Source organism: Chloroflexota bacterium, assembly GCA_011322445.1.
GTDB lineage: Bacteria > Chloroflexota > Anaerolineae > Anaerolineales > DRMV01 > DRMV01.
The window spans coordinates 18,490-42,806 of record DRMV01000043.1; the positions used below are offsets into that span (position 1 = coordinate 18,490).

Below are 24,317 nucleotides of genomic sequence, written 5' to 3' on the forward strand. Positions count from 1 at the left end.
TCGGAAGGAGATTTTTCTCATGCACACACACCGCGTCGTCATCACTGGCCTGGGCACCCTCAATCCCTTAGGCAACGACGTCCCGACCACGTGGCAACACGCGCTGGAAGGCCGTTCAGGCATCGGCCTCATTACGCTGTTCGACGCCAGCAAACACAAAGTGCGCATTGCCGGCGAGGTCAAAGGCTTCGACCCCAAAGAACATTTCGGCAGCCGCGACGCGCGGCGGTTAGACCGTTACAGCCAACTTGCCATCGTCGCCGCGCGGGAAGCCGTTGCCAGCGCCGGTTGGCAACTGGACCACCTCAACCGCGACCGCATCGGCGTGATCATCGGTAGCGGCATTGGCGGCATTGGCACCTTTGCACACGAAATGCACGTTTACGAAACCCGCGGGCCGGGGCGCGTCAGTCCTTTCCTCGTGCCCATGATGCTCGCCGATACCGCGCCGGGGCTGATAGCGATTGAATTTGGCCTGCGGGGCCCCAACTTCGCCGTGGTGGCGGCTTGCGCCAGCGGCACCAACGCCATCGGCGAGGCCTTCCAGGTCATCCGCCGCGGCGATGCCGACGCCATGCTTGTGGGGGGGGCCGACGCGGTCATCATTCCCCTCGCGATGGCCGGCCTGGAAGTCATGACCGCACTTTCCAAACGCAACGACGAACCCGAAAAAGCCTCCCGTCCCTTCGACGCCAACCGCGATGGCTTCGTGATGGGTGAAGGGGCCACCTTCCTGGCCCTGGAAACCCTGGAGCACGCCCAGGCTCGCGGCGCGAACATCATCGCCGAGGTCGTGGGCTACGGCGCGACCAATGATGCCTTCCACATCACCGCCCCCGACCCCGACGGCAGCGGCGCGGCGCTCTGTATCCGCAACGCGCTGGAAAGCGCCGGGCTGAAGCCCGAGCAAATCAGTTACATCAACGCCCACGGCACCAGCACCCGCCTGAACGACAAAAGTGAAACCGCAGCCATCAAAGCCGTCTTCGGCGAGCACGCCTACCGCATTCCCGTGTCTTCCACCAAATCTATGACCGGCCACCTCTTGGGCGGCGCAGGCGCGCTGGAAACCATGTTCTCCGCCCTCGCCATCCGCGACGGCATCCTGCCGCCCACCATCAATTACGAAACACCCGACCCCGAATGCGACCTGGATTACGTGCCCAACCAGGCGCGCCGCGCCGATGTCCGCTATGTGCTTTCCAACTCTTTTGGCTTCGGCGGCCACAACGGCAGCATCATCCTCGGACGCTTCGAAGGGTAACCGGAGGTCGGCATGACCCGATACGCGCACATCACCGGCTGGGGTGTGGCATTGCCGGAGCACGTCTTGACCAATCAAGACCTGGAGCAAATGGTCGACACCAGCGACGAATGGATCGTCAGCCGCACAGGCATTCGAGAACGTCGCATCGCCGCCCCCGACCAGACCACCGCCAGTCTGGGCGCCGATGCCGCCATCGAAGCCCTCAAAGTGGCCGGTCTCAAACCCACCGATGTGGATCTCATCATCGTTGCCAGTTCTTCGCCAGAACACATCTTCCCGGCCACGGCCTGCATCGTGCAAGATATTCTCGGCGCGACCCGCGCCGGGGCTTTCGACTTATCGGCAGCATGCACCGGCTTCATCTTTGCCCTCAACATGGCCGCCCAGGCCATTCGCTCAGGCAGCATCAACAACGCGGTGGTCATTGGGGCCGAAACCCTTTCCCGCATCGTGAACTGGCAAGACCGCAACACCTGCATTCTTTTCGGCGACGGGGCGGGGGCTTTCGTGCTACAGGCTTCCAGCGAACCGGGCGGGGTGCTGGAAGCCGTCATGCACGCCGACGGCTCCGGGGCCGACGTACTCATGCTGCCCGCAGGCGGCAGCAAACTGCCCACTTCGGCCGATACCGTCGCCCACGGCCTTCACTACGTCCGCATGGATGGGCGGCCGGTGTTTCGTTTTGCCACCCGCGTGATGGCCGAAGCCACGCGCGAAGTGGTCGAAAAGGCCGGGCTGTCGTTAGACGACATTGACCTCATTGTACCCCACCAGGCCAACTACCGCATTCTGGAAGTCGCCGCGCGGGGGCTCAAAATGCCGATGGAAAAGTTCATGATCAACCTGGACAAATACGGCAACACCTCTACCGCCTCGATTCCGATTGCTGCCGCCGAAGCCGCCGAACAGGGCCGCCTGCGCCGGGGCGATAAAGTGGTGCTGGTGGGCTTCGGCGGCGGGTTGACCTATGGGGCGCTGGTTGCCGAATGGACGGGGCCTCTCCCCAATCGCCCCGAAGTCAACCCCGAGCGCTACCGCCTGTGGGCCAAAGTACGTTCCACCGGCCTGCGGCTCAAGCGCAAGGTGCTTGCCAAAACCCTGGGCGACGACAAACTGGGCGGGTAGCCGAAGGGTGTTGCGAGATGGTCTAACCCTTCCCAGCCGCGGGCGGTCATGGTAAAATACCGCCGCTCGTTATGGTGGCTGTAGCTCAAGTGGCAGAGCACCTGACTGTGGATCAGGATGTTGTGGGTTCAAGTCCCATCAGCCACCCTGGCCCATTCGCTGATGCCCCGGCTCGGCATGAGTGGGGGCTGTTTTTGAAAGAGGGGCGACACCATGACCACACGGGTCTTGTGCATTGAAGACGAGCCCGAAATGATCGAACTCATCCGCCTCATCCTGGCCCGAGGCGGATATGAAGTGTTGGGCGCAGAAAGTGGTCTCGACGCGCTGGAACTCCTCGCCACCACCCCCGACATTGACCTGATTTTGCTCGACCTGATGATGCCGGAAATGGATGGCTGGGAAGTTTACCAGCGGCTTAAGGCCGACGAGCGCACGCGCGATATTCCTGTGATTGTCGTGACCGCCAAAGCCCAACGCATTGATCGCGTGCTCGGGCTCTACATTGTGGGCGTGGACGACTACATCACCAAGCCTTTCTCGCCCAAAATGCTTTTAGAGAGCGTCAAACAAATTCTGGAACGCAAAAAAGGCAACGGCGCCCAAAACTCCACCAGCCACTCGCCACCCGAAGCCGACAAATCGCCCCAAACCCCATCAGAAAGTGCTTGACCCCCCTTATTTTTTCAATGCCATCATGTCCCCAAACATTCACGGCAGGCCACCCGCCTGCCGTGGCTTTTTTGCCCCCACCCGATGGTATAATCCCCGCCGGGAGCAGCCCTCATGTCACACTACCGCGTGCAAAACCTGACCCACCCCTTTGAAACCCCTTTGCACGTTCAGCCTTGCGAAAGTTTCCGCTGCCGCCTGCTGGGGCTGATGGGGCGACGCGACCTTTCCCCACACGAGGGCCTGCTGTTTCGCTGGCCCCGCGAAGGGCGGCTTGAAACCGCCATTCACATGCTGTTCATGCGCTTTCCCATCGCCGTCATCTGGCTAAATGCCGCGCAAGAAGTCGTTGACGCCCGCCTCGCCCGCCCGTGGGTGGACTTCCTGGTACCGCGCGCCCCAGCCCGCTACGTGCTGGAAATTCACCCCTCCCGCCTGCCCGATTTTGCCCCCGGAGATCACATCGCCTGGCATGTTGCCTAAAACCCTTCGCACCCTCTTGCTCACATTGCTGCTGGCCCTCATGGTGTTGCCCGCATCCGCAGCACGCGCCCAAGGCCAGGCCGAGACGCCTTATTACATCGTGCAACCCGGCGACACCCTCTCGGCCATTGCCTATCGCTTTGGGGTGGATATGAAAACCCTGGCGCAGGCCAACGACATCGCCAACCCCGCTGACCTGAAAATCGGGCAAAAACTGGTCATTCCGGGGCTGGAAGGCGTGCACGGCCAGCTCAGCACGCGCACCGTCGCCTTCGGCGACTCGCTCACAGGGCTTAGCCGGGTGCTGCATCTGCCAGAAAACACCCTCATGCGGCTCAACCGGGTAGTTTCGCCCTACCAACTGTTTGCCGGGCGCTCGCTCATCGTCCCCATCACCGCCGCCAAGCAAAAGACCTTCCCTCAACGGATCTTGACAGGGCAACATTCACTGCTGGAAACTGCCCTCCAACATGGCCAAAGCCCCTGGGCGCTGGCCCTGACCAACCAGTTACCGGGCACATGGGCCACCCTGCCGGGCGACGTCCTCGCCCTGCCCGGCACCAGCAGCCCGCCCACCGCTTCCGCCTTCCCCCAACAACTGACGGCGAAAGTGCTGCCCTCGCAGTGGACCCAGGGCCGCACCGGCGAAGTGCGCCTGGAAGCCCCCAAAGACGCCCAAATTACCGGCACATTTGGCGAACACACCCTCCATTTCTTCTTCTGGAAAGCCCAAACGTGGGTGGCTTTGCAGGGTGTGTTTGCCCTGGCCTCCCCCGGGCTTTACCCGCTCACCCTGGACGTCACCCTGCCCGATGGGCGTGCCTTCCGCTTCGACCAGGCTATTCGCGTACAACGCGGCCAATACGCCTACGAGCGGCTCATCGTGCCTGCCAGTCTACTCAACCCGCAACTCAACAAGGAAGAAGAAGCCCGCTTCGAAGCCCTGACCGCACCCGCCACCCCGACCCGCTACTGGCAAGGCGTTTTCAAAGCCCCCGAAGCCCCGCCGCTCGACACCTGCCACCCCTCTTACTTCGGCACCCGCCGCAACTACAACGACACCTTTTATTGGTATCACACCGGCCTGGACTTCTGCGGGCGCGTCGGCACGCCCATTTACGCCCCTGCCGACGGCGTGGTGGTGTTTGCCGGCCAGACCGAAATCCACGGCAACGTCACCATCATCGATCATGGCTGGGGCGTCTACACCACTTACTGCCACCAATCGGAAATTCTGGTCAAGAAAGGCCAGCGCGTCCACACCGGCGAACTCATCGGCAAAGTAGGCCGCACGGGGCGCGTCACCGGCCCACACCTTCACTGGGAAGTGTGGGTGGGCGACGTGCCAGTGGACCCGCAAGAATGGCTCTCGCAAGCCTTCCCGTAAAAAGCAGGCTGGCTAAGGGGCGCTATCGTCCTCAAAATCGCCGCGGAAGAAAGCATCAACCACGGCACGCGCATCGGCTTCACGACTTTCCGGCACGGCAATCTGAATCTCCCCCAGCGGGCCTACCTGCAACCCCAAGGCGCGAGCCGCAGGCTCTTGCAGCAATCGCGCCGGGATGCCCTGGGCTTCCAGCAAGCCGCGCAAAATATCGGCCTGCGCCTGATTGTATGTGGTCAACACCACCGTCCATCGCTCGTTCATGCGCGCTCCTTATGGGCAGAATGCTACGCGAAAAGCGCGCAGCGAGATAGAGTATAATTGAAAAGACAATAACTGTGAAGCGAGGCCAACAATGATTCGTGAAACCTACTGGGAAGACCTGAGCATCACCGCCGAAGACATCGAAGCCCTTTACAATCATCTGCTGGAAACCGAAACCCCGCTAACGCCTGAGGAACTGGCAGCAGCGTTGGTGGCCTTCCGCCTGGAAGAGGAACAGCGGAAACTGGAGCGCCAGCGAGGTGGGGGCGCGACCATTTACCTCCCCAAAGCCCACTATGAAGTCGGCCAGCAACTGGTGTTTCCCGCCCTGGATTGGGACGAAGGCAAAGTGGTTGCTGTGCGGGAAGCCCACAACCCGACCATGCCGCCCTTCGAGGTCATTCGCGTGCGGTTTGCCGACGGGCGCGAGCGGGAATTTGCCGCCGGGCTGGAAGAGCACATTCTCAACGAACCGCCGCAACTGCGCGACGACGACCCGCTGCGCAACCCCGAAAGCGTGCTCGCCACTTATGGCAGCGCCTTGGCCGAGAAAATCGAAGCCGCGCTGGCCGAAAACGACGAATTCGTCCGCATTGCGGGCAAATGGTTCCCGCGGGCGTTGCTGCTCGACGTGCACGTCGGCTTCCTCAACCTGGCCGAAGCCGTGCTGGACATGCATGGCGGGGGCCCTTTGCCAACGGCTGAAATCATCAAGCAAATCGATTTCCCTGCCGACAACCCCAAACTGGCCGAATTTTCGCTCGATTACGCCCTCCAGGAAAGCGACCAGTTCGACGAAGTCGGCCCGGCGGGGCAAGTGCTCTGGTTCCTGCGCAGCATGGAACCGCAATGGGTGCAGGAAACGCCCCCTTACCTGCATTACCACCCCCTGGATTACGACCGCGACGCCCTCACCCCCGAAATGTTGGCCCTGGAAGCCGCACTGGGCGACGAGCTTTCCCCCGAAATTGCCCCCGCCGACACCGAGAAGGTCGAACTCACCCTGATCTACCCCCACTGGCGGGCAGGCACGCTGCCCCTGAGCGCCAAAACCCGGGCACTCTTCCCCACCGCTTACCAGGCGCCCCGGGTGCGCTTCACCTGGGTCGACGCCCAAACCGGCGAAGAATTCCCCGGCTGGGTGGTGCGTCCCGGCAAATACGTTTATGGGCTGAAAGCGTGGTACCAGAAAAAAGAACTCATGCCCGGCAGCCTGGTGACCCTCAAAGCAGGCAACGCCCCGGGGGAAGTGCTGATTCAGGCCCACACCCACCGCCCCCAGCGCGATTGGGTCCGCAGCGTGCTGGTCGGCCGCGACGCCCAACCCGTGTTTGCCATGCTAAAGCAGATCGTCAGCGCTGAATTCGACGAGCGCATGGTCATCGCCGTGCCCGACCCTGAAGCGCTGGATAACGTTTGGGAAGAAATCGCGCGCAAGCGCACGCCGCTGGAAAACCTGGTGGTCTCGATGTTGCGTGAACTCGCCAAACTCACCCCCCAAGGGCACGTCCACGCCGCGGGGCTGTATGCCGCGGTCAACACCGTGCGCCGTTGCCCGCCGGGGCCCATCTTTGCCTTGCTTGCAACCCGCCCGTGGTTCGTCCACGTGGGCGACCTGTACTTCCGATTAGACGAATCTGCCATTTGAAACGGAGAAAGCCATGCCACAGGGAAAACGCCGCAGTCTGGTAAAACCCACCCTGGATACCCCCTTCCACATTGATTTCTCGTGGTGGCAAGCCCACACGCGCGATTGGCGCTTCTACATGCACCGCTTGCTGTGCGCCGAACACCAGAAGCAATTCGAAGACTGGAAAGAAACCACCCCGGTGGACTGGGTTGACCCCGAAACCGCCGAAGTCCACCCTGTGGACGGGATGCAATACGTGCTCATGACCCATTGCGCCCAACAGCCCGAATTCCTGGACGCCCACGTGCCGCTGGTCGACGCGATCTTTCGCATGTTGATTGCCAACGGCAACCGCCCGATGACACCGGTGGAACTGGCCGAGCGCCTCAACCGGCCAGCCCAGGCACGCACCATTTTGCGCACCCTGACGGGCAAACGCGATTACCTCGGCATCAGACCAGTGGAAGAATGAGCCTTCTCTGCCCCCGTAGCTCAATGGAAAGAGCATCGGACTTCTAATCCGACGGTTGCAGGTTCGAATCCTGTCGGGGGCGCTGGCGGCCGCCCAGGCGACCACCTGACCAAAACACTCACCCAACTCAATGACCCAACTCGGAAGGAGTTTGCATGTTAGAGCGCAAAGGTCTCATCAAATTCGGGGATAACGACATCACCGTGATCGGCCCCGATATCACGCCGGGGCAACAAGCGCCGGAGTTCACCGCCCACACCCGCGACTGGCGCACGGTTTCCGTGCTGGCCGAAACCGCGGGCAAGGTGCGCATCATTGCCGCGCTGCCTTCCATCGACACCCCCGTGTGCGACCTGGAAGGCCAGAAATTCAACGAAGCCGCGACCGCTCTCAGCGATGATATCGTCATCGTCACCATCAGCGCCGACCTGCCCTTTGCCCAACAGCGCTGGTGCGGCGATCACGGCATCGAGCGCTTGCTGGTCGTCTCGGACCACATGGAGATGGCATTCGGCAAAAAATACGGCTGCCTGATGAAAGAGGTTCGCCTGCTGCGGCGTGCGGTGTTCGTCGTCGACCGCAACGACAAAGTAGTTTACGCCGACTACATGAAGGCCTTAGGTGACGAACCCAACTACGACGAAGTGCTGCAAGCCGCCAAAGCCGCCCTGGCGGCATAAGCCACACACCGCCTTGCAGATTGCCCGGCGGAAGCTCTGCGGTTCCCCATCAGGAGGTGCGCCATGTTCTCCCTCTTGAGCGCCGTTCCCACCGAAAGCGATGACCCGGAAGGGGCATGGCTGCTCGACATTCGCTGGAAGCACTACCCCAGCACGTGGCGACCTCCCACCGATGTTTTCGAGACCCCCGAAGCCATCATCGTGCGGGTGGAAATCGCCGGTATGCGCACCGACGACTTTCGTCTTTCCCTGGAAGCGCAGACGCTGGTCATCAGTGGCATTCGCCACGACCCCGACCTGGGTTCGGCCTACCACCGCCTGGAAATCCCCTTCGGGCAATTTCAGGTGACGGTCGTGTTGCCCGCACCGGTCGACGAAGCCCGCGTGGAAGCCGAGTATCGCGACGGCTTCCTGCGCATCCGCCTGCCCAAGCGGCGCGCCCACACCGTCGCCATCCGCCCCGGCCAATGACCCCATCTCTGAGGAGAGCACCGATGCCTGCATCGCGTTGGCACATGGGTTGGGAAGACATCGCCCAATGGCTCGAAGAAGATGCGGCCTGGGAACAGGCCGTGCTCCCCTTTTTGCACCGCATCCTCGGCGGCAACCAGGGTGATGAAGCCGCCCAGCCCCCTGACGAACACCCTCAGCCACCCGAGCCCCAAGAGCCGGAAATCTTCGAGATTCCGGTGCTGCCCTTGCGCGGCACGGTGGTGTATCCGCAAACCGGCACCCCGCTCACCGTGGGGCTGCCCCGCTCCATCCGCCTGGTGGATGACGTGGTGGCCGGCGACCGCCGCCTGGGGCTGGTGGCTTCCAAAAAGCCCGAATTAGAAGAGCCTTCCCCCGACGACCTTTACACCATCGGCACCATCGCCACCATCCACCGGCTTTTCCGCGCGCCCGACGGCACCGTGCGCCTGCTGGTGCAGGGGCAGCAGCGCATCAAGGTGCTGGAATTCACCCAAACCGAGCCGTATTTCGTGGCACGGGTGCAGGTCATTCCCGAAACGGTCGAGCAATCGCTGGAAGTCGAGGCCCTCGCCCGGCAGGTGCGAGAACACTTCCAGGCCATTGCCGAGATGGTCTCGTCCATCCCGAAAGACCTGGTGGCGTCGGTGCTCTCGCTGGAAGACCCGCTGCAACTGGCTTACACCGTCGCCAACTTCCAACGCATGAGCCTGGAAGACGCCCAGGCCATTCTGGAACTGGACTCGGTGGTCGAAAAACTGCGCAAACTGCTCGGCATTTTGGCGCACGAAGTCGAAGTGCTCGAACTGGGGCAGAAAATTCAAAACGAGGCGCGTTCCCAAATCGAGCAAATGCAGCGGGAATACTTCCTGCGCGAGCAAATGAAGGCCATCAAGCGGGAACTTGGGGAAGAAGACGAACAGGCCGCTGAGGTCAAAGAATTCCGGCAAAAGATTGAAGAAGCCGGCATGCCCGAAGAGGCCAAAAAACAGGCGCTGCGCGAACTCGACCGCCTCGCCCACCTGCCCAGCGCCGCCGCGGAATACAGCGTCATCCGCACCTACCTGGACTGGCTGGTTTCGCTTCCCTGGAACCGCCTCACCGAAGACAACCTCGACCTGCACCATGCCCAGGAAGTGCTCGACAAAGACCACTACGGTCTGGAAGACGTCAAAGACCGCATTTTAGAATACCTTGCGGTGCGCAAACTGCGCTTAGAGCGCAAAGAGGCGCTGGAAGCCCGCGTGCCCGACGACGCCATCCGCCATGATCGGGAAGGCGCCATTTTGTGCTTCGTGGGCCCGCCAGGGGTAGGGAAAACTTCCTTAGGGCGTTCCATTGCCCGCGCGATGGGCCGCGAATTCGTGCGCATTTCCCTGGGCGGCGTGCGCGACGAAGCCGAAATCCGCGGCCACCGCCGCACCTACATCGGGGCCATGCCCGGCCGCATCATCCAGGCGCTGCGCCGGGTGGGCACCCGCAACCCCGTCTTCATGTTAGACGAGGTAGACAAACTGGTCTTCGACTTTCACGGCGACCCGGCCTCGGCGCTGCTGGAAGTGCTCGACCCCGAGCAAAACGCCGAATTCCGCGACCACTACCTCGAAGTAGCCTTCGACCTCTCGCAGGTGCTCTTCATCACGACGGCGAACTACCTCGACAACATCCCCGCCCCCCTGCGCGACCGGATGGAGATCATTCCCATCTCGGGCTACACCGAAAACGAAAAGGTGGAAATCGCCAAAGGCTACCTCATTCCGCGGCAAGTGCACGAAAACGGCCTCTTCCCCGAAGAAATCACCTTCACCGACGATGCCTTGCGGGCCATCATTCGCTCCTACACCCGCGAGGCAGGAGTCCGCAGCCTGGAGCGGGAAATCGGGAAAATTTGCCGCAAGGTGGTCCGCCAGATTGCCGAAGGCGCGACCGAGCATGTTGAAATCACCCCCGAAAAGGTGCGTGAGTTTCTGGGGCGGCCGCGCTACTATGGGCTGGAAGAAGTCGCACAACGGGTGGCCATTCCCGGTGTGGCAATCGGCCTGGCGTGGACACCGGCAGGCGGCGATATTCTCTTCATCGAGGCCACCAAAATGCCCGGCAGCAAAGGCTTCATTCTTACCGGGTCGTTAGGCGAGGTCATGCAGGAATCGGCGCGGGCAGCACTTTCCTTTGTGCGTTCACGCGCCGCCGAGTGGGGCATTCCCGAAAATTTCTTTGAAAAAACCGACATTCACCTGCATGTGCCCGCAGGTGCCCAGCCGAAAGACGGCCCCTCGGCAGGCGTCACCATCGTCACGGCCCTGGTCTCGCTGCTCACTGGCCGCACCGTGAAGCCCGAAGTGGGCATGACCGGCGAAGTCACATTGCGGGGGCAGGTGCTGCCTGTGGGCGGCATCAAAGAAAAAGTGCTCGCTGCCCATCGCGCCGGGCTGAAAACCGTCATCTTGCCCAAACGCAACGAAGCCGATCTGGAAGACCTTCCCGACGAAGTGCGCGCTGCTCTCCATTTCGTATTTGCGGAAACCGTCGACGACGTCCTTCAAGCGGCATTACCCCCTGCCACCACCAACGAAGCGGGCCAAGAGGCCCCTGCCACGCCGCCCGACGCTTCGCAAGGAGCCTCCTCCAATGACTAAAATCATGCTGGTGGAAGACGACCACACCATGCGTTCCCTCCTCAAAACCCTGCTGGAAATGGAAGGGTTCGAGGTTATCTTTGGGCCCGGCCATGCCGACGCCCTGCTGGAAGCCCTCCGCGCCGCAAAACCTGCCTTGCTGGTGATGGATGTCCACCTTGCCGGCGGCATCAACGGCATTGACCTGCTGGATTCCATTCGCCAGGACAAGGAACTGCAACATACCCGTGTCGTCATCACTTCAGGGATGAACTACGACGAAGCCGCCCTCGCGGCAGGCGCCGATGGCTTCCTGCAGAAGCCTTACATGGTCGACGACCTGCTCAACCTCATTCGTCAGACCCTCCCCAAAACCTCCCACTGAAACCTGCGGCGCGCTTGCGCCGAGAGAAAGGATACCCCCGTGGCACGAAAACGATCGCCCAAACGGCATTGGTACGTCGTAGATTTGCACCTCCACACGCCCGCATCCAGCGACTACCAGCAGCCGGAAATCTCCTACTTAGATATCCTCCGCAGGGCCGAAGCCCTGGGGCTGGACGTCATTGCTTTCACCGACCACAACACCGTTGCCGGTTACCGGCACATGCAAGAAGAAATTCACCAACTGGAACTACTGGAAAAACTCAATCGCCTGCTACCCGAAGAAAAAGCACGACTGGAAGAATACCGCCGCCTGCTGAGCAAAATTCTGGTGCTCCCCGGCTTCGAGTTTACCGCCACATTAGGCTTCCACATTTTGGGCATCTTCCCTCCCGAAAAGCCCGTGCGGGAAATCGAGCACCTGCTTCTCACCCTCAACATCCCCCCCGAAAAACTCGACCAGGGCTCGGCCACTGTGGGCGCCACCAGCGACGTGCTCACCGCCTACCGCATGATCGACGAAGCCGGTGGCCTGGTGATTGCCGCCCATGCCAACTCCAGCAACGGCGTGGCTGCCCGAAACGTGCCGGGGCAAACCAAAATTTCCTACACCCAAGACCCTCACCTGCACGCCCTGGAAGTCACCGATCTGGAGAAAAAAGGCCGCCACACCACCGCGGCGTTCTTCAACGGCACCAAGCCGGAATACCCGCGGCGGATGCACTGCATTCAGGGCTCCGATGCCCACCGCCTGATTGGCGACGGGCGCAACCTCGGTGTGGGCGACCGGGCAACCGAAGTGCTGCTGCCGGAAGTCAGTTTCCAGGCGCTGAAAGAGCTCTTCCTGAGCAACGACTTTGCCCGCCATCGCCCGCACCGCCCTAAAGCCCCGCAGGAAGACTTCATCCAGCAGGCCCGCGAAGAAGGCGCCAACCTGATTCAGGCCTTCCACGAGCGCATGACCGTGCGCGGCGGACGGCTGTATGCCATCATTGCCGATGTGTGCGCTTTTGCCAACACCAACGGCGGCACGCTTTACATTGGCCTGAGCGACGACCCCAAAAAGCCGCCCGTAGGCATCGACAACCCTGAACAAGCCGCGGCGGAACTCGCACGTCAGATTTCCGAACGCATCATTCCACCTCTGGAAGTCACCATTGACACCCACGAGACACTGGGGAAGAAAGTGTTGCGGGTGCTGGTGCCGCGCGGCCCTGAGCCGCCCTACGCGGTGGATGGCAGCAAAATTTACATCCGCGCCGAAGCAGAAACCGGCCTTGCCGTGCGGGATGAAATTGTCGAACTGGTGCTGCGCGGGCTGCAAGAGAAAGAAGACGCCGCCCCCACCAAAGCGGAAACCGGCAGCCCCACACGGCGCGCCACCATCCGCCCGGCACCGGTAGACGAAGTGCCGCCGTTGCCCAAAGATGCACCCCGCACCGGCGTGGAAGTGGTTTCGGTGATGGAACGCGATGGCACCAAATACTACACCGTGCGCGACCTGCGCAATGGCAACGTCGTCAAAAACGTCACCACCTCTTCGGCGCGCCGCCTGTGGCACTACGCCATCAGCCGCTACGCCAAACTGCCTGCCGACCTGAGCAAGGTGCGCGGCATTCACTGGGAAGGCGACCGCGGCGTGATGCGGAAATACAAGCAAGGCAAGCAGTGGCACTTCGACCTGGTGCAACGTACCCCTGAAGGCAACCGCTTCTTCTTCGGCGTTACCGAAGACGGCCTGACCGAGCCGTGGCGGCCTGTCGTGGGGTTGGAAGAATGACCTTGAGCACGCCCTACACCCTCCGCACCTTCCGCTTTCCTGAAGATTACCCCGCCGTCTACAACCTGTGGGCCAACGCCGGGCCGGGCATCCAGTTGCGGGTTTCCGACGAACCGGAAGAAATCGCCAAAAAGGTCGCCCACGACCCCGACCTGTTCGTCGTTGCCGAAAACGAAAACGGCGAGATTATCGGCGCGGTGATGGCCGGGTTTGATGGGCGGCGCGGGCTGATTTATCACCTCGCCGTGGATGCCAACTACCGCCAGCACGGCCTCGGCACCGCCCTGATGGACGAAATCGAAAAACGCCTGCGCGCCAAAGGCTGCCTGCGCGCTTACCTCATGGTCGTGCCTGGCGAAAAAGAAGTGCTGGCTTTCTACCGCAAACGCGGCTGGGAAAACCTCCCCGTCATCACCCTCGCCAAAAACCTCACCTCTGACCATCCAAGCAGTTGACTAATTGACCAGTTGACTAATTGACTAATTGACCAATTGACCAACCTCATGCTCCGTTTCGCCATCCTCACCGTCTCCGACCGTTCCGCCCGCGGCGCGCGGGAAGACCGCTCCGGCCCCGCGCTGGCGGATGCCGTGCGTGCCCGCGGCTGGGAAGTCGCCCACACCGCCATTTTGGCCGACGACCTGCCTGCCCTGCGCGACACCTTAGCCCGCTGGGCCGATAGCGACGCTTACGACGTCATCCTGACTACCGGCGGCACCGGCTTCGCCCCACGCGATGTCACCCCGGAAGCCACCTTAGCCGTGGTGGAACGCCTCGCCCCTGGCCTCGCGGAAGCCATGCGCGCGGCCAGCCTGCAAATCACCCCCCACGCGATGCTCTCCCGCGCGGTCGCGGGCATCCGCGGCGCGACCCTCATCATCAACCTGCCCGGCAGCCCCAAAGCCGCGCTGGAAAACCTGGAAGTGATTGCTCCGGTGCTGCCCCACGCGGTTAGCCTGCTGCGTGGCGACCCCGAAGCGGAAAAAGGGCATCGGGTGTAAATTGCAAATTGCAAGTTGCAAGTTGCAAGTTGCAAAAATCCCCCCATTGGAGTGCATCATGAAACTTGACGACTTCCCCCGCTTCCCCGAAGTGGACAAAGAAAACATGCTCGCCGAAATCGACAACCTGCCCACACAACTGCAGCAGGCGTGGGAACTGGGACACACCTTCCCCATGCCGGAGACCGAGGGCGTGCAGCACGTCATTATCGCGGGCATGGGCGGCTCGGCCATCGGCGCCGACCTGCTCGCGGCCTACGCTGAGCCGCTGGCCTCCGTACCCATCACTGTGCGGCGCGACTACGACCTGCCCGCGTGGGCACAGGGCGACCACGTGCTGCTCATCGCCTCTTCGCATTCCGGCAACACCGAAGAAACGCTGAGCGCCTTTGCCGCCGCGCAGGCACGGGGCTGCCGGGTGCTCGCCGTGACCACCGGCGGCAAACTGGCCGCCCAGGCCGCTGAAGCGGGCCACACGGTGTGGCAGTTCGTCCACCCGGGGCAGCCGCGCGCCGCGGTGGGCTATTCCTTTGGGCTACTGCTGGCGCTGTTTGCCCGCGCGGGCTGGCTTCCCAACCCCGAAAGCGAAGTCCAGGCCGCGATAGCAGCCATGCAAGCCCAACAGGCTTCCCTGAAAGCCGAAGTACCCACCGAAAGCAACCCGGCCAAGCAATGGGCGCTGCGGCTGGAAGGCAAATGGCCGGCGGTGTTCGGCAGCGGTGCGCTCGCGCCGGTTGCCCGCCGCTGGAAGGGGCAAATCAGCGAAATCGCCAAAGCCCTGGCACAGTTCGAATTCCTACCCGAAGCCGACCACAACACCTTGGCCGGCCTGCACAACCCCAAGGCGCTCTTCCCGCAGACCATCGCCATCTTCCTCACCGCCGCGGGCGAACACCCCCGCAACCAGTTACGGGCGCGCCTCACCCGCGATGTCTTCCAGCAGCATGGCCTGGAAGCCGCGCTGGTGGAAGCCCGCGGCGAAGGCCGCCTCGCGCAGCAATGGACGGCATTGCACCTCGGCGATTACATCGCCTATTACCTCGCCATGCGCTACGATACCGACCCCACGCCGGTCACCGCCATCGAAGGCTTCAAGGCAGCCCTGAAAAAAGCCTGATGCACTCCCCGGGCGGCCCTCGCGCCGCCCGATGCATTTAACCAAGCCGGTGGTAAAATAGCCTCCATGCTCAGCCTGCTGGACTACCTCAAAGGCCGTCTGGCCGCTCGCTTACCCAAAACGCTGCGCCCGCGTGGCTGGCAGCCGCTTTCCGACGAAGCAGCCGCCGCCCTGTGGGAAGCCGCCCGCCGGGGCACGACGCCACCCCAAGCGGGGACGTTCCTTCCCCCGGCTGCTCCCACAGCCGCGGCCTCCTCGCCCCGTCCCGCGGCCGCGGCTGGCCCCTCGGGCGAGCAAGCCGCCTCACCCATTCCGGTCAAACGCTCCCGCAGTGGAGCAGGCTTCCCCACCGCACTGCTGGCCGGGCTGCTCCTGGCACTGGTGGCCCAACGGCTGATGGAACCTCCCGGCCGCAACTGGCAACTCGGCATCACGGTATACGCCTTCGCCCTCGCGGCGTGGGGCGTGGCCCTGATTCGGAAACAGTGGCGCCTGCCCGACATCCGCACCGCCGTATGGGAAGGCAACGCCGATGGCCCCATTGAAGTACGTATCGTGCCGCTCAGCGTGGGACTGGTGCTGGCTTTCATCGCTTTCCTGGATTTTGGGGGCAACCGCTTCACGGCCTTCAACACCACCATCTGGCTGCTGGGCACGTTTTCCATCGTCGCGGCTTTCTGGAACCCGCCGCCGTGGAAGCAATGGCTGTCGACGCTGCGCCGCGGCCGCTGGTCGTGGACGTTCTCGTGGTGGCACCTCGCCTTGCTGGCGGTAGCGGCCGTGGCGGTGTATTTCCGCTACGTGCATCTCATCAGCGTACCGGCGGAAATGTTTTCCGACCATGCCGAAAAACTGCTCGACATCGCCGACGTGCTGGCCGGGAAAACGCGCATCTTCTTCCCACGCAACACAGGCCGGGAAGCCATCGAGATGTACCTCGTGGCGGCCATCATCAAATATCTGGGCACGGGCTACTCCTTCCTCAGCCTGAAACTGGGGATGGTGACGATGGGCTTACTTGCCCTGCCCTTCATTTACCTGCTGGGGAAAGAACTTGGCGGCAAAGGGGTGGGGCTGTGGGCAACGCTTTTCGCCGCCTTCGCTTACTGGCCGAACATCACGGCCCGGGTGGCCCTGCGCTTTGCCCTCTACCCGGCTTTTGCCGCCCCCACGCTCTACTTCTTCGTGCGCGGCCTGCGTCACGGGCGGCGGAACGATTTTCTTTGGGCTGGGCTGTTCCTCGGCGCCGGGGTGCACGGCTATTCGCCCTTCCGGCTCATGCCCCTGACGGTGGGTGCAGCCCTGCTTGTTTACTGGCTATACGAAAAAGAGGGAGCAAAACGCACCCGCGCTTTCGTCGGCTTCCTGCTTACCGGGCTGCTTTCCTTTATCGTCTTCCTGCCGCTCTTCCGCTACATGCTGGCGAACTGGCAGATGTTCTTCTACCGCAGCGCCACCCGCTTCGGGCAACTGGAACGCCCGTATCCCGGCAACCCTGTCGCCATTTTCTTCAGCAACCTCGCCAAGGCGCTCATCATGCCGTTTTGGGATGATGGCGAAATTTGGGTACATTCCATTCCTCATCGCCCGGCCTTAGACTGGGTCAGCGGGGCGCTGTTTGCCCTGGGGCTGGTGATCGTAATTGTCCGGCTGGGGCGTCGCCGCCATTGGGAAGATGCTTTCCTGCTGGTCAGCATTCCGCTACTGATGATGCCATCCATTCTCTCGCTGGCCTTCCCCAACGAGAACCCATGCCTCAACCGCACCGGCGGGGCTTATGTGGTGATTTTCATCATCGTAGGCATGGCTGCCGACGCGCTCTATCAGGCCCTCAAACGCTGGCAGCCGCGTTTCGGGCGCTGGGCAGGCGTGGCGCTGGTTGGATTGCTGGCGTTGGTGGCCGCGCGCGCCAACTACGACCTGGTATTCCACCAATACGCCGACGAATTTCGCGCCGGCGCGTGGAACACCACAGCCATTGGCGAGGTGATTCACGGTTTTGTCGCCCTGGGCAACAACCCCCACAGCGCGTGGGTCATTCCCTACCCCTATTGGGTCGATACGCGCCTCGTCGCCATCAACGCCGGACTGTTCCCGGAAATCCCCGACACCGCTCTGCCGCCACAGCGCATTGCCGAAACGCAAAGCGTGCCAGCGCCCAAACTCTTCATCCTTAAGCCGGAAGACAAGCAATCGCTTGACACGCTGCAACACCTCTATCCCAATGCCATCGTGCGGCTGCACACCAGCCCATTGGAAGGCAAGAATTTCATCGTGTTTTTCGTGCCGTAAAGCCGCCTTTTGCCTTTGCGCTTCGCCAAAACCATGAACGCCACTCACCTTCCCCAACCTTCTTCCGAACCCACCGCAGGCCCCGCGGCGCCCCCTGCAAAGGCCACAGGAACGCGCCGCCGCGGCCAAGCGGGGTGGCTATACGAAGCAGCCCTCGTCGTCATCCTTCTCCTGGCCCTCTATCTCCGCACGACCGGCCAAAACTGGGATGGCGAGCAGCACCTCCACCCCGACGAGCGTTTCCTCACCATGGTCGCCAGCGCCATCGAGCCGGTGCACAGCCTGCGAGAATATTTCGACACCGCCCATTCCACCCTCAACCCCGCCAACAAAGGCTTTGGGTTCTACGTTTACGGCACCTTACCGCTCTTCCTGACCCGTTTCGTGGGGGAAGCCTTCCACAAAACCGGTTATGGGCAGATTCACCTCGTAGGGCGCACCCTTTCAGCGCTGGCCGATGTGCTGCTGGTGTTTTTGGTCTACCTGGTGGCCGCGCGCCTCTACGACCGCCGCATTGGCGTGCTGGCAGCGGCTTTCAGCGCCTTTACCGTCACGCAAATTCAAAACGCCCACTATTTCACCGTCGATAGCATCTTCAACCTGCTCACTTTTGTCACCGTCTGGCTGGCGATAGAAATTGGCCGGAAGCCGCCGGACCGCCCCTTGAAAGATGACTGGTGGCTGTTCGCGCTTTTCGGGCTGGCGTATGGCTCGGCCTTGGCTTCCAAAATCAGCGCCGCGCCGGTGGCATTGCTGCTGCCCGCGGCAGGGCTATTACGCCTTGCCCGTCTCGACCGCCGGGCACAGGAACGCGAAACGCCGTGGCTGCTCGGCCTGCTGGCACTGGGCGGCGGCATCGGGCTGCTGACTTTCCGCGTTTTCCAGCCTTACGCCTTCGCCGGGCCGGGCTTCATCAGCGGCCTCAACCCCCACTGGCTGGACAACCTGCGCGCCCTGCGCGCACAAACCAGCGGCACCGCCGATTTCCCGCCCGCCATGCAATGGGCGCGGCGACCAATCTGGTTCGCCTGGCAAAACCTGACCTTTTGGGGCACCGGCCTGCCCTACGGGCTGGCTGCGTGGGCAGCCTTCCTCTGGCTGGGGTGGCGGCTGTTCCGCAAGCAAGAAAAGCCTCTCGGCTGGCTGCTGTGGGGCTGGACGGGCTTCATCTTCGCGCTGGAATCGGCCATGCCCAACCCCACCATGCGCTATCTGCTGCCAGTGTATCCGGGCCTGGCGGTCATCACCGGGTGGGGAGCGGTGCGGCTGGCTGAACGCCTTCCCCGACGGCGGCGCTTCTGGGCTATTGCCGGCGCGACGGTCGTGCTGGCGCTTACCGCAGCATGGGCCTTCGCCTTTGTCAGCATCTACCACCGCCCCCACACCCGCATCGCAGCCACCGAGTGGATTTTCGGCCACATTCCCGGCCCGCTCACCCTCACCATCCACACCCCCGGCGGGCAGACCGAGCCGCAGCTGCTTCCCGTTCCCAAAGACTGGACCATTCTGCCCGACACGCCGCTCACGATCACCTTCCGCGCGCGCGCGACGGGCGCAGTTGAGGGGCTGAACCTGTATCGCGTCGTCGCCCCCACCCCCGTCGACCTGCAACCCCTCACGCTCACCGCCACTCTCACACCCGCCGGCCAGGATACGGTACTCGCCCAGGGCAGCCTGGGCGTCACCCCGCAACCCAATACCGCGGCGCCACCGCAAAACCTGCACATCCCGCTTTCCCCCAGTGTCAATCTGCGCCAGGGAGAAGTTTACACCATCGTGGTCAGCACCGACCACGGCCGCGCCTGGGTACTTTCCCCTGCCCTTGCCAATGAAACCTCGTGGGACGACGGCCTTCCCTTGCGGATGGATGACTACGACCCCTTCGGCGGCATCTACCAGGGGCTGAACTTCGAGATGTATTGGGATGACAACGCCAAAAAGCGCACCCGCATGGAAAACATTCTCGACGGGGCCGACTACATTCTGATTACCTCCAGCCGCCAATGGGCCAGCCTGCCCCGCTTGCCGGAACGCTACCCCCTGGTCAACGCCTATTACCGCCATTTGATAGGCTGCCCCCCCTGGGAAACCGTAGAACACTGTTACGACGTCGCCCAGGTAGGCACCTACCACGGCGATTTAGGCTACGATTTGGTCGCCGTGTTCGAATCTGATCCCAGCCTGGGCCCGGTGCACATCAACGACCAGCCTGCCGAAGAAGCTTTCACCGTTTACGACCACCCCAAGGTTTTCATCTTCCGCAAAAACTGGGAAACCTACAACCCGGCGCACGTGCGGGCTGTGCTGGGAGCGGTTGACCTGGACCATGTGATGCACATCTTGCCCGGGGAAGCCCCGCCCCACCCGGCCAACCTGATGCTTCCACCTGCCCGGTGGGGGCTGCAACAAATCCGCGGGACTTTCCAGGCGCTTTTCCCCCACGGCTCGCCGCTCAACCGCTTCCTGCTGTTGGGGGTGTTGGCGTGGTATCTGCTGATTGCGCTGCTGGGCTGGGTGGCGTGGCCACTGCTCCGCCCCTTTTTCGCGGCCTTTCCCGATGCGGGCTACCCCGCGGCGCGCCTGGGGGGGATGCTGCTCTTTGCCTACCTGGCCTGGCTGTGGGGCTCGGCGGGCTTTACGGTCAGCCGGGCAGCCCTGGCAGGGGTGTTGCTGGTGCTGGCCGCCGCTGCGGCCCTCGCCGCCCACTTGCAATGGCCGGGCCTGCGAGACGACCTCCGCCGCCGCAAGCGGGAAATCCTTTGGGCAGAGATCTTCTTCCTGGCGTTCTTCCTGCTCGATTTGTACATCCGCTGGCAAAACCCCGATTTGTGGCATCCGTGGCGGGGCGGCGAAAAGCCGATGGATTTATCGTTCTTCACCGCGGTGCTGAAAAGCGCCACTTTCCCGCCTTACGACCCCTGGTTCGCCCACGGTTATATCAATTATTACTACTGGGGCTTCGTGCTGGTAGGGATGCCCGTCAAGTTGCTTGGTCTCGCGCCGACTTTCGCGTACAACCTCATCCTGCCCACCCTGTTCGCGACGGTTGCGCTGACGGCTTTCGCCTTCGTGCGCGGGCTTTATGCTGCCTTAGGCCGCCCGTCGCCACGCCCTCGCGTGGTAGGGCTGGCTGGCGCGGTGGGGCTGGTGCTGCTGGGCAACCTCGGCACGGTGAAGATGCTGTGGCAGGGCTTCCAGAAACTGGCGGCTCCCGGCGGCGACATTGCCCACGCCAGCATTTTCAAGCACATCTTGTGGGCTGTGCTGGGCTTTCTGCAAACCTTAGGCGGGGCACACCTGCCTTACAGCATCGGCGATTGGTATTGGATTCCCAGCCGCGCCATTCCAGCGCCAGGCGAGATCGAGCCGATCACCGAGTTCCCTTTCTTCACCTTCCTCTACGCTGACCTCCATGCCCACCTGATGGCGTTAGGGCTTACCCTGCTGGCCCTGCTCTGGGCCGCGGGGCTGCTGCTGTGGACCCGGAAACACAAGCCTTCATGGCAATGGTGGGTTGGTTCGTTCACCTGGGGCGGGCTGATTATTGGCGCCCTACGCCCCACCAACACCTGGGACTGGCCGACTTACCTCGGCCTGGGGATGCTGGCGGCGGGCTATGCTGCCTGGCAAAGCCGCGAAGGCGCGCCCCAGAAACGCCGTCTCGGGGCTGCGGTGGCGGCCGCAGCCTGGCTGGCACTGGCGGCGATTCTCTTCTACCAGCCTTACGCCCAGTGGTACGCTCAGGGCTATACGAAGTTCCATATCTGGCATGGCACCCACACGCCCATCGCTTCTTACTTCGTGCACTGGGGGCTGTTCCTTTTTGTGTTGATTTCCTGGCTGGCGTGGGAAACCCGTCGCTGGTTGGCCGAAACGCCGGCAGTGGAAGGCCTGCGATGGTGGCTGCACACAGGCCACACGTGGGCGCCGCTCGCCGCTTTGCTCACCGTGGGCGTCGCGGCTGGCGTGGCGCTGGGCTTCCACGCGCCGATCGCCTGGGTCGTGGTGCCCCTGCTGGCATGGACAGGTGCATTGCTGCTGCGGCCAGGCCGGCCATTGCCCCAGCAAATTGTACTGGTTATGTTGGGCGCAGGGCTAACACTGACCCTGGTGGTCGAAATCATCGTGCTGGAAGGCGACATCGGCCGCATGAACACTGTCTTCAAGTTCTACTTCCAGGTATGGACGCTCTTCAGCCTGAGTGCGGCTATTGCGCTGGGTGACCTGGTCGCGACTGCCTGCCGACAACGCCCGCGCTTGCGACAATGGTGGGGCTTCGCGCTGCTGGCGTTAGTGTGGGGTGCGGCGCTCTTCCCCGTCATCGGCGGCGCGGCCAAAATGCAAGACCGCATAGCCGACCAGGCACCGCACACCCTCGACGGCATGGCTTACATGCGCTACGCTCACTATTTCGACCAAAACACCAACATGGATTTAGCGCAAGACTACGACGCCATCCGCTGGATGCAAACCCACGTGTCGGGCACGCCGGTGATTGTCGAAGGGCACACCGTGGAATACCGCTGGGGCAACCGCTTCACGATTTACACGGGGCTTCCCAGCGTGGTGGGCTGGAACTGGCATGAGCGCCAACAGCGCGGTGTGGTGGACCCCACGTGGGTGGAACAGCGCGTAACCGAAGTAGCAGACTTCTACACCACCACCGACCCGCAACAAGCCCTGAACTTCCTGCGCAAATACGGTGTGCGTTACATCATCGTCGGGCAACTGGAACGCGCCTACTACAACGGGCCTGGGCTGGATAAATTCCCGCAATACAATGGCACCTTGTGGCAACGGGTTTACCAAAAAGGACAAACGACCATTTATGAGGTGTTTCCGCCATGAGCAAGAACAACGTCACCCGCCTGTTAGACAAACGCGGCATTCCCTACACGGCCTACGACCTGCCGCGCGAAAAACTGGGGGCGCTGGAAACCGCGCGGCTGCTGAACGTGCCGCCGGAACGGGTGTTCAAGACCATCGTGGTGGTGCGCAGCGGGCGCGGCAAGCCGATTTTAGCCGTGGTATCGGGCACGCAAGAAGTGGATGTCAAAGCCGTCGCTCAGGTAGTCGGAGAGAAAAAGGTGCGCGTGCCACCTCAGAAGGAAGCCGAGCGGCTCACGGGGTTGCAGGCAGGGGGCATTTCCCCGCTCGCGCTTTTAGGGCGCGGTTTCACTGTCATCCTCGACGCGAGCGCGACCGAGGCTGAATTCCTGCACATTTCCGGGGGCCAGCGGGGGCTCAACCTGCGCTTACAGGTAGAAGATTTTCTCCAACTCACCGGCGCCCGCGTGGCTCCGATTGGCCGCGAGCGCCCTCAAGCGTAAAAAAAGCGTAAACAAGCCCAAAAGTGACCTTGCAGTAACTTCCCCTTTTCCCCTATACTTTAGTACCGCTTCCCAAAGTGGAAGTGCGCGACTTGTTTCATCCCCGTGGGTTAACCTTATCACAAGGTAATACACCCCCATTCTCACCTTTCCCTAAAAGGAGGAGGTCGTATGACGAAGCGTATTTTCTATGTTTTGGGCGTGCTGGTTGTGCTCGGCATGCTCCTGGCTGCCTGCGGTAGCAGTGGGCAAAGCGCCCCCGAGGCGGTCAAGACCGTGATCGTGACCGTAGAGGCGCAGGGCGGCAACACCCCCAGCGGCTACGGCGCGACCCTCAAGGCCGTGAAAGAGCGCGGGCACCTTATCTGCGGCGTGAACGCCCAACTGCCCGGCTTCGGCTACGTGGACGATCAGGGTAACTACAAAGGCTTTGACGTCGACTTCTGCCATGCAGTGGCAGCAGCCATCTTTGGCGACCCCAACAAGGTGGAATTCCGCCCGTTGACCGCCAAAGAACGCTTCACCGCCCTGCAGACCGGTGAGATCGATGTGCTCATCCGCAACACGACCTGGACGCTGACCCGCGACACCGAACTGGGCGCCAACTTCGCCGCGACCACCTTCTACGACGGTCAGGGCATCATGGTGCGCAAAGACAGCGGCATCACCAAACTGGAAGACCTGGAAGGCGCAAAGATCTGCGTGGCCACCGGCACCACCACCGAACTGAACCTGGCTGACCAGATGGCCGCTCACAACATTGACTACACCCCCGTGGTGTTCGAAACCGCCGACCAGGTGTTCGGTGCTTACGAAGAAGGCCGCTGCGACGCTGTGACCACCGACAAGTCCGGTCTGGTTTCCCGCCGCGTGACCCTGAAGAACCCCGACGACCACGTCATTCTGGACATCACCCTCTCCAAAGAGCCGCTGGGCCCGGTGGTCCGCCAGGGCGACGATCAGTGGTTCGACATCATCAACTGGGTTGTCTTTGCAACCTTCACCGGTGAAGAAGAAGGCATCACCTCGAAGAACGTTGATGAAATCAAAGCCACGACCAAGAACCCCAACGTCAAGAAATTCCTCGGCCTGGAAGGTGAAATGGGCCAGAAACTCGGCCTGAGCGACGATTGGGCTTACAACATCATCAAGATGGTCGGCAACTACGCCGAGATTTACGACCGCAACCTGGGCCCCGGCACTCCCTTCAACCTGCCGCGCGGCTTGAACGCTTCCTGGAAGGACGGCGGCTTGCTTTACGCCCCGCCCATCCGGTAAGACAGGCAGTCATAAAGGGAAGGGGGTGCCGCAGGGCACACCCTTCCCTTTTTTGTTTTAGAAGAGCCCCGC

Annotated in this window: 20 protein-coding genes and 2 tRNA genes; 21 read left to right on the forward strand and 1 reads right to left on the reverse strand. The window is 62.4% G+C overall.

Features of this window, described 5'->3' with window-relative positions:
- The first annotated feature begins 19 nt into the window (after positions 1-19).
- The 6 genes from fabF (at position 20) to ENJ54_09245 (ending at position 4,934) form a co-directional block, all read left to right on the forward strand.
- Positions 20-1,264, forward strand: a complete 1,245-nt coding sequence (gene fabF / locus ENJ54_09220; GenBank protein HFC10011.1) for a beta-ketoacyl-[acyl-carrier-protein] synthase II — start codon at positions 20-22, stop codon at positions 1,262-1,264.
- 12 nt (positions 1,265-1,276) lie between these two features.
- Complete coding sequence (locus tag ENJ54_09225) at positions 1,277-2,392, forward strand: ketoacyl-ACP synthase III (GenBank protein HFC10012.1); 1,116 nt, start codon at positions 1,277-1,279, stop codon at positions 2,390-2,392.
- 74 nt (positions 2,393-2,466) lie between these two features.
- Positions 2,467-2,539, forward strand: a tRNA-His gene (locus ENJ54_09230).
- Between the two features lie 66 nt (positions 2,540-2,605).
- Positions 2,606-3,064, forward strand: coding sequence for a response regulator (locus ENJ54_09235; protein HFC10013.1), 459 nt, complete (start codon positions 2,606-2,608; stop codon positions 3,062-3,064).
- 114 nt (positions 3,065-3,178) lie between these two features.
- A complete protein-coding gene (locus ENJ54_09240; protein HFC10014.1) occupies positions 3,179-3,547 on the forward strand; it encodes a DUF192 domain-containing protein in 369 nt (122 codons plus the stop codon).
- The gene (locus ENJ54_09245) at positions 3,537-4,934 is read left to right on the forward strand and encodes a LysM peptidoglycan-binding domain-containing protein (protein HFC10015.1); all 1,398 of its coding nucleotides are present in this window, start codon (positions 3,537-3,539) and stop codon (positions 4,932-4,934) included. The genes ENJ54_09240 and ENJ54_09245 overlap by 11 nt, the downstream gene beginning before the upstream one ends.
- Positions 4,935-4,946: 12 nt before the next feature.
- Here the strand turns inward: ENJ54_09245 and ENJ54_09250 are convergent, their stop codons facing one another.
- Positions 4,947-5,195 (reverse strand): DUF2007 domain-containing protein, encoded by a 249-nt coding sequence (locus tag ENJ54_09250; protein HFC10016.1) that lies wholly within the window; start codon positions 5,193-5,195, stop codon positions 4,947-4,949.
- A 91-nt stretch (positions 5,196-5,286) separates the two neighbouring features.
- Here ENJ54_09250 and ENJ54_09255 point away from each other — a divergent pair, with 91 nt between their 5' ends.
- The 15 genes from ENJ54_09255 (at position 5,287) to ENJ54_09325 (ending at position 24,245) form a co-directional block, all read left to right on the forward strand.
- A complete protein-coding gene (locus tag ENJ54_09255) occupies positions 5,287-6,843 on the forward strand; it encodes a hypothetical protein (protein HFC10017.1) in 1,557 nt (518 codons plus the stop codon).
- 13 nt (positions 6,844-6,856) lie between these two features.
- Positions 6,857-7,297, forward strand: a complete 441-nt coding sequence (locus ENJ54_09260) for a hypothetical protein (protein ID HFC10018.1) — start codon at positions 6,857-6,859, stop codon at positions 7,295-7,297.
- A gap of 9 nt (positions 7,298-7,306) precedes the next feature.
- A tRNA-Arg gene (locus tag ENJ54_09265) sits at positions 7,307-7,379 on the forward strand.
- Positions 7,380-7,452: 73 nt separating this feature from the next.
- Positions 7,453-7,977: a thiol peroxidase gene (locus tag ENJ54_09270; protein ID HFC10019.1), complete on the forward strand. Its 525-nt coding sequence runs from the start codon at positions 7,453-7,455 to the stop codon at positions 7,975-7,977.
- A gap of 63 nt (positions 7,978-8,040) precedes the next feature.
- Entirely contained in the window at positions 8,041-8,448 is a 408-nt protein-coding gene (locus ENJ54_09275; GenBank protein ID HFC10020.1) for an Hsp20/alpha crystallin family protein, read from the forward strand.
- Between the two features lie 44 nt (positions 8,449-8,492).
- Positions 8,493-11,084 carry an endopeptidase La gene (gene lon, locus ENJ54_09280; GenBank protein ID HFC10021.1) on the forward strand — a complete coding sequence of 864 codons (2,592 nt, stop codon included), beginning with the start codon at positions 8,493-8,495 and terminating at the stop codon, positions 11,082-11,084.
- The gene (locus ENJ54_09285; protein ID HFC10022.1) at positions 11,077-11,448 is read left to right on the forward strand and encodes a response regulator; all 372 of its coding nucleotides are present in this window, start codon (positions 11,077-11,079) and stop codon (positions 11,446-11,448) included. Before lon ends, ENJ54_09285 begins: the two co-directional genes overlap by 8 nt.
- Positions 11,449-11,487: 39 nt before the next feature.
- The gene (locus tag ENJ54_09290; GenBank protein HFC10023.1) at positions 11,488-13,227 is read left to right on the forward strand and encodes a PHP domain-containing protein; all 1,740 of its coding nucleotides are present in this window, start codon (positions 11,488-11,490) and stop codon (positions 13,225-13,227) included.
- Positions 13,224-13,682, forward strand: a complete 459-nt coding sequence (locus ENJ54_09295) for a GNAT family N-acetyltransferase (protein ID HFC10024.1) — start codon at positions 13,224-13,226, stop codon at positions 13,680-13,682. The genes ENJ54_09290 and ENJ54_09295 overlap by 4 nt, the downstream gene beginning before the upstream one ends.
- A 48-nt stretch (positions 13,683-13,730) precedes the next feature.
- Positions 13,731-14,228: a MogA/MoaB family molybdenum cofactor biosynthesis protein gene (locus tag ENJ54_09300; protein ID HFC10025.1), complete on the forward strand. Its 498-nt coding sequence runs from the start codon at positions 13,731-13,733 to the stop codon at positions 14,226-14,228.
- 58 nt (positions 14,229-14,286) lie between these two features.
- Positions 14,287-15,345: a bifunctional phosphoglucose/phosphomannose isomerase gene (locus ENJ54_09305; protein ID HFC10026.1), complete on the forward strand. Its 1,059-nt coding sequence runs from the start codon at positions 14,287-14,289 to the stop codon at positions 15,343-15,345.
- A 66-nt stretch (positions 15,346-15,411) separates the two neighbouring features.
- A complete protein-coding gene (locus ENJ54_09310; GenBank protein HFC10027.1) occupies positions 15,412-17,637 on the forward strand; it encodes a hypothetical protein in 2,226 nt (741 codons plus the stop codon).
- A gap of 33 nt (positions 17,638-17,670) precedes the next feature.
- The gene (locus tag ENJ54_09315) at positions 17,671-22,485 is read left to right on the forward strand and encodes a hypothetical protein (GenBank protein HFC10028.1); all 4,815 of its coding nucleotides are present in this window, start codon (positions 17,671-17,673) and stop codon (positions 22,483-22,485) included.
- A complete protein-coding gene (locus ENJ54_09320) occupies positions 22,482-22,967 on the forward strand; it encodes a Cys-tRNA(Pro) deacylase (GenBank protein HFC10029.1) in 486 nt (161 codons plus the stop codon). The genes ENJ54_09315 and ENJ54_09320 overlap by 4 nt, the downstream gene beginning before the upstream one ends.
- Before the next feature lie 171 nt (positions 22,968-23,138).
- Positions 23,139-24,245: an amino acid ABC transporter substrate-binding protein gene (locus ENJ54_09325; GenBank protein ID HFC10030.1), complete on the forward strand. Its 1,107-nt coding sequence runs from the start codon at positions 23,139-23,141 to the stop codon at positions 24,243-24,245.
- Positions 24,246-24,317: the final 72 nt, after the last annotated feature.

Coding starts and splice junctions, on each gene's coding strand:
- ENJ54_09295 (HFC10024.1), top strand. CDS start 13,224: ATGACCTTGAGCACGCCCTACACCCTCCGCACCTTCCGCTTTCCTGAA.
- ENJ54_09305 (HFC10026.1), top strand. CDS start 14,287: ATGAAACTTGACGACTTCCCCCGCTTCCCCGAAGTGGACAAAGAAAAC.
- ENJ54_09225 (HFC10012.1), top strand. CDS start 1,277: ATGACCCGATACGCGCACATCACCGGCTGGGGTGTGGCATTGCCGGAG.
- ENJ54_09275 (HFC10020.1), top strand. CDS start 8,041: ATGTTCTCCCTCTTGAGCGCCGTTCCCACCGAAAGCGATGACCCGGAA.
- ENJ54_09320 (HFC10029.1), top strand. CDS start 22,482: ATGAGCAAGAACAACGTCACCCGCCTGTTAGACAAACGCGGCATTCCC.
- ENJ54_09260 (HFC10018.1), top strand. CDS start 6,857: ATGCCACAGGGAAAACGCCGCAGTCTGGTAAAACCCACCCTGGATACC.
- ENJ54_09270 (HFC10019.1), top strand. CDS start 7,453: ATGTTAGAGCGCAAAGGTCTCATCAAATTCGGGGATAACGACATCACC.
- ENJ54_09240 (HFC10014.1), top strand. CDS start 3,179: ATGTCACACTACCGCGTGCAAAACCTGACCCACCCCTTTGAAACCCCT.
- ENJ54_09325 (HFC10030.1), top strand. CDS start 23,139: ATGACGAAGCGTATTTTCTATGTTTTGGGCGTGCTGGTTGTGCTCGGC.
- ENJ54_09255 (HFC10017.1), top strand. CDS start 5,287: ATGATTCGTGAAACCTACTGGGAAGACCTGAGCATCACCGCCGAAGAC.
- ENJ54_09245 (HFC10015.1), top strand. CDS start 3,537: ATGTTGCCTAAAACCCTTCGCACCCTCTTGCTCACATTGCTGCTGGCC.
- ENJ54_09315 (HFC10028.1), top strand. CDS start 17,671: ATGAACGCCACTCACCTTCCCCAACCTTCTTCCGAACCCACCGCAGGC.
- lon (HFC10021.1), top strand. CDS start 8,493: ATGGGTTGGGAAGACATCGCCCAATGGCTCGAAGAAGATGCGGCCTGG.
- fabF (HFC10011.1), top strand. CDS start 20: ATGCACACACACCGCGTCGTCATCACTGGCCTGGGCACCCTCAATCCC.
- ENJ54_09235 (HFC10013.1), top strand. CDS start 2,606: ATGACCACACGGGTCTTGTGCATTGAAGACGAGCCCGAAATGATCGAA.
- ENJ54_09285 (HFC10022.1), top strand. CDS start 11,077: ATGACTAAAATCATGCTGGTGGAAGACGACCACACCATGCGTTCCCTC.
- ENJ54_09250 (HFC10016.1), bottom strand. CDS start 5,195: ATGAACGAGCGATGGACGGTGGTGTTGACCACATACAATCAGGCGCAG.
- ENJ54_09300 (HFC10025.1), top strand. CDS start 13,731: ATGCTCCGTTTCGCCATCCTCACCGTCTCCGACCGTTCCGCCCGCGGC.
- ENJ54_09310 (HFC10027.1), top strand. CDS start 15,412: ATGCTCAGCCTGCTGGACTACCTCAAAGGCCGTCTGGCCGCTCGCTTA.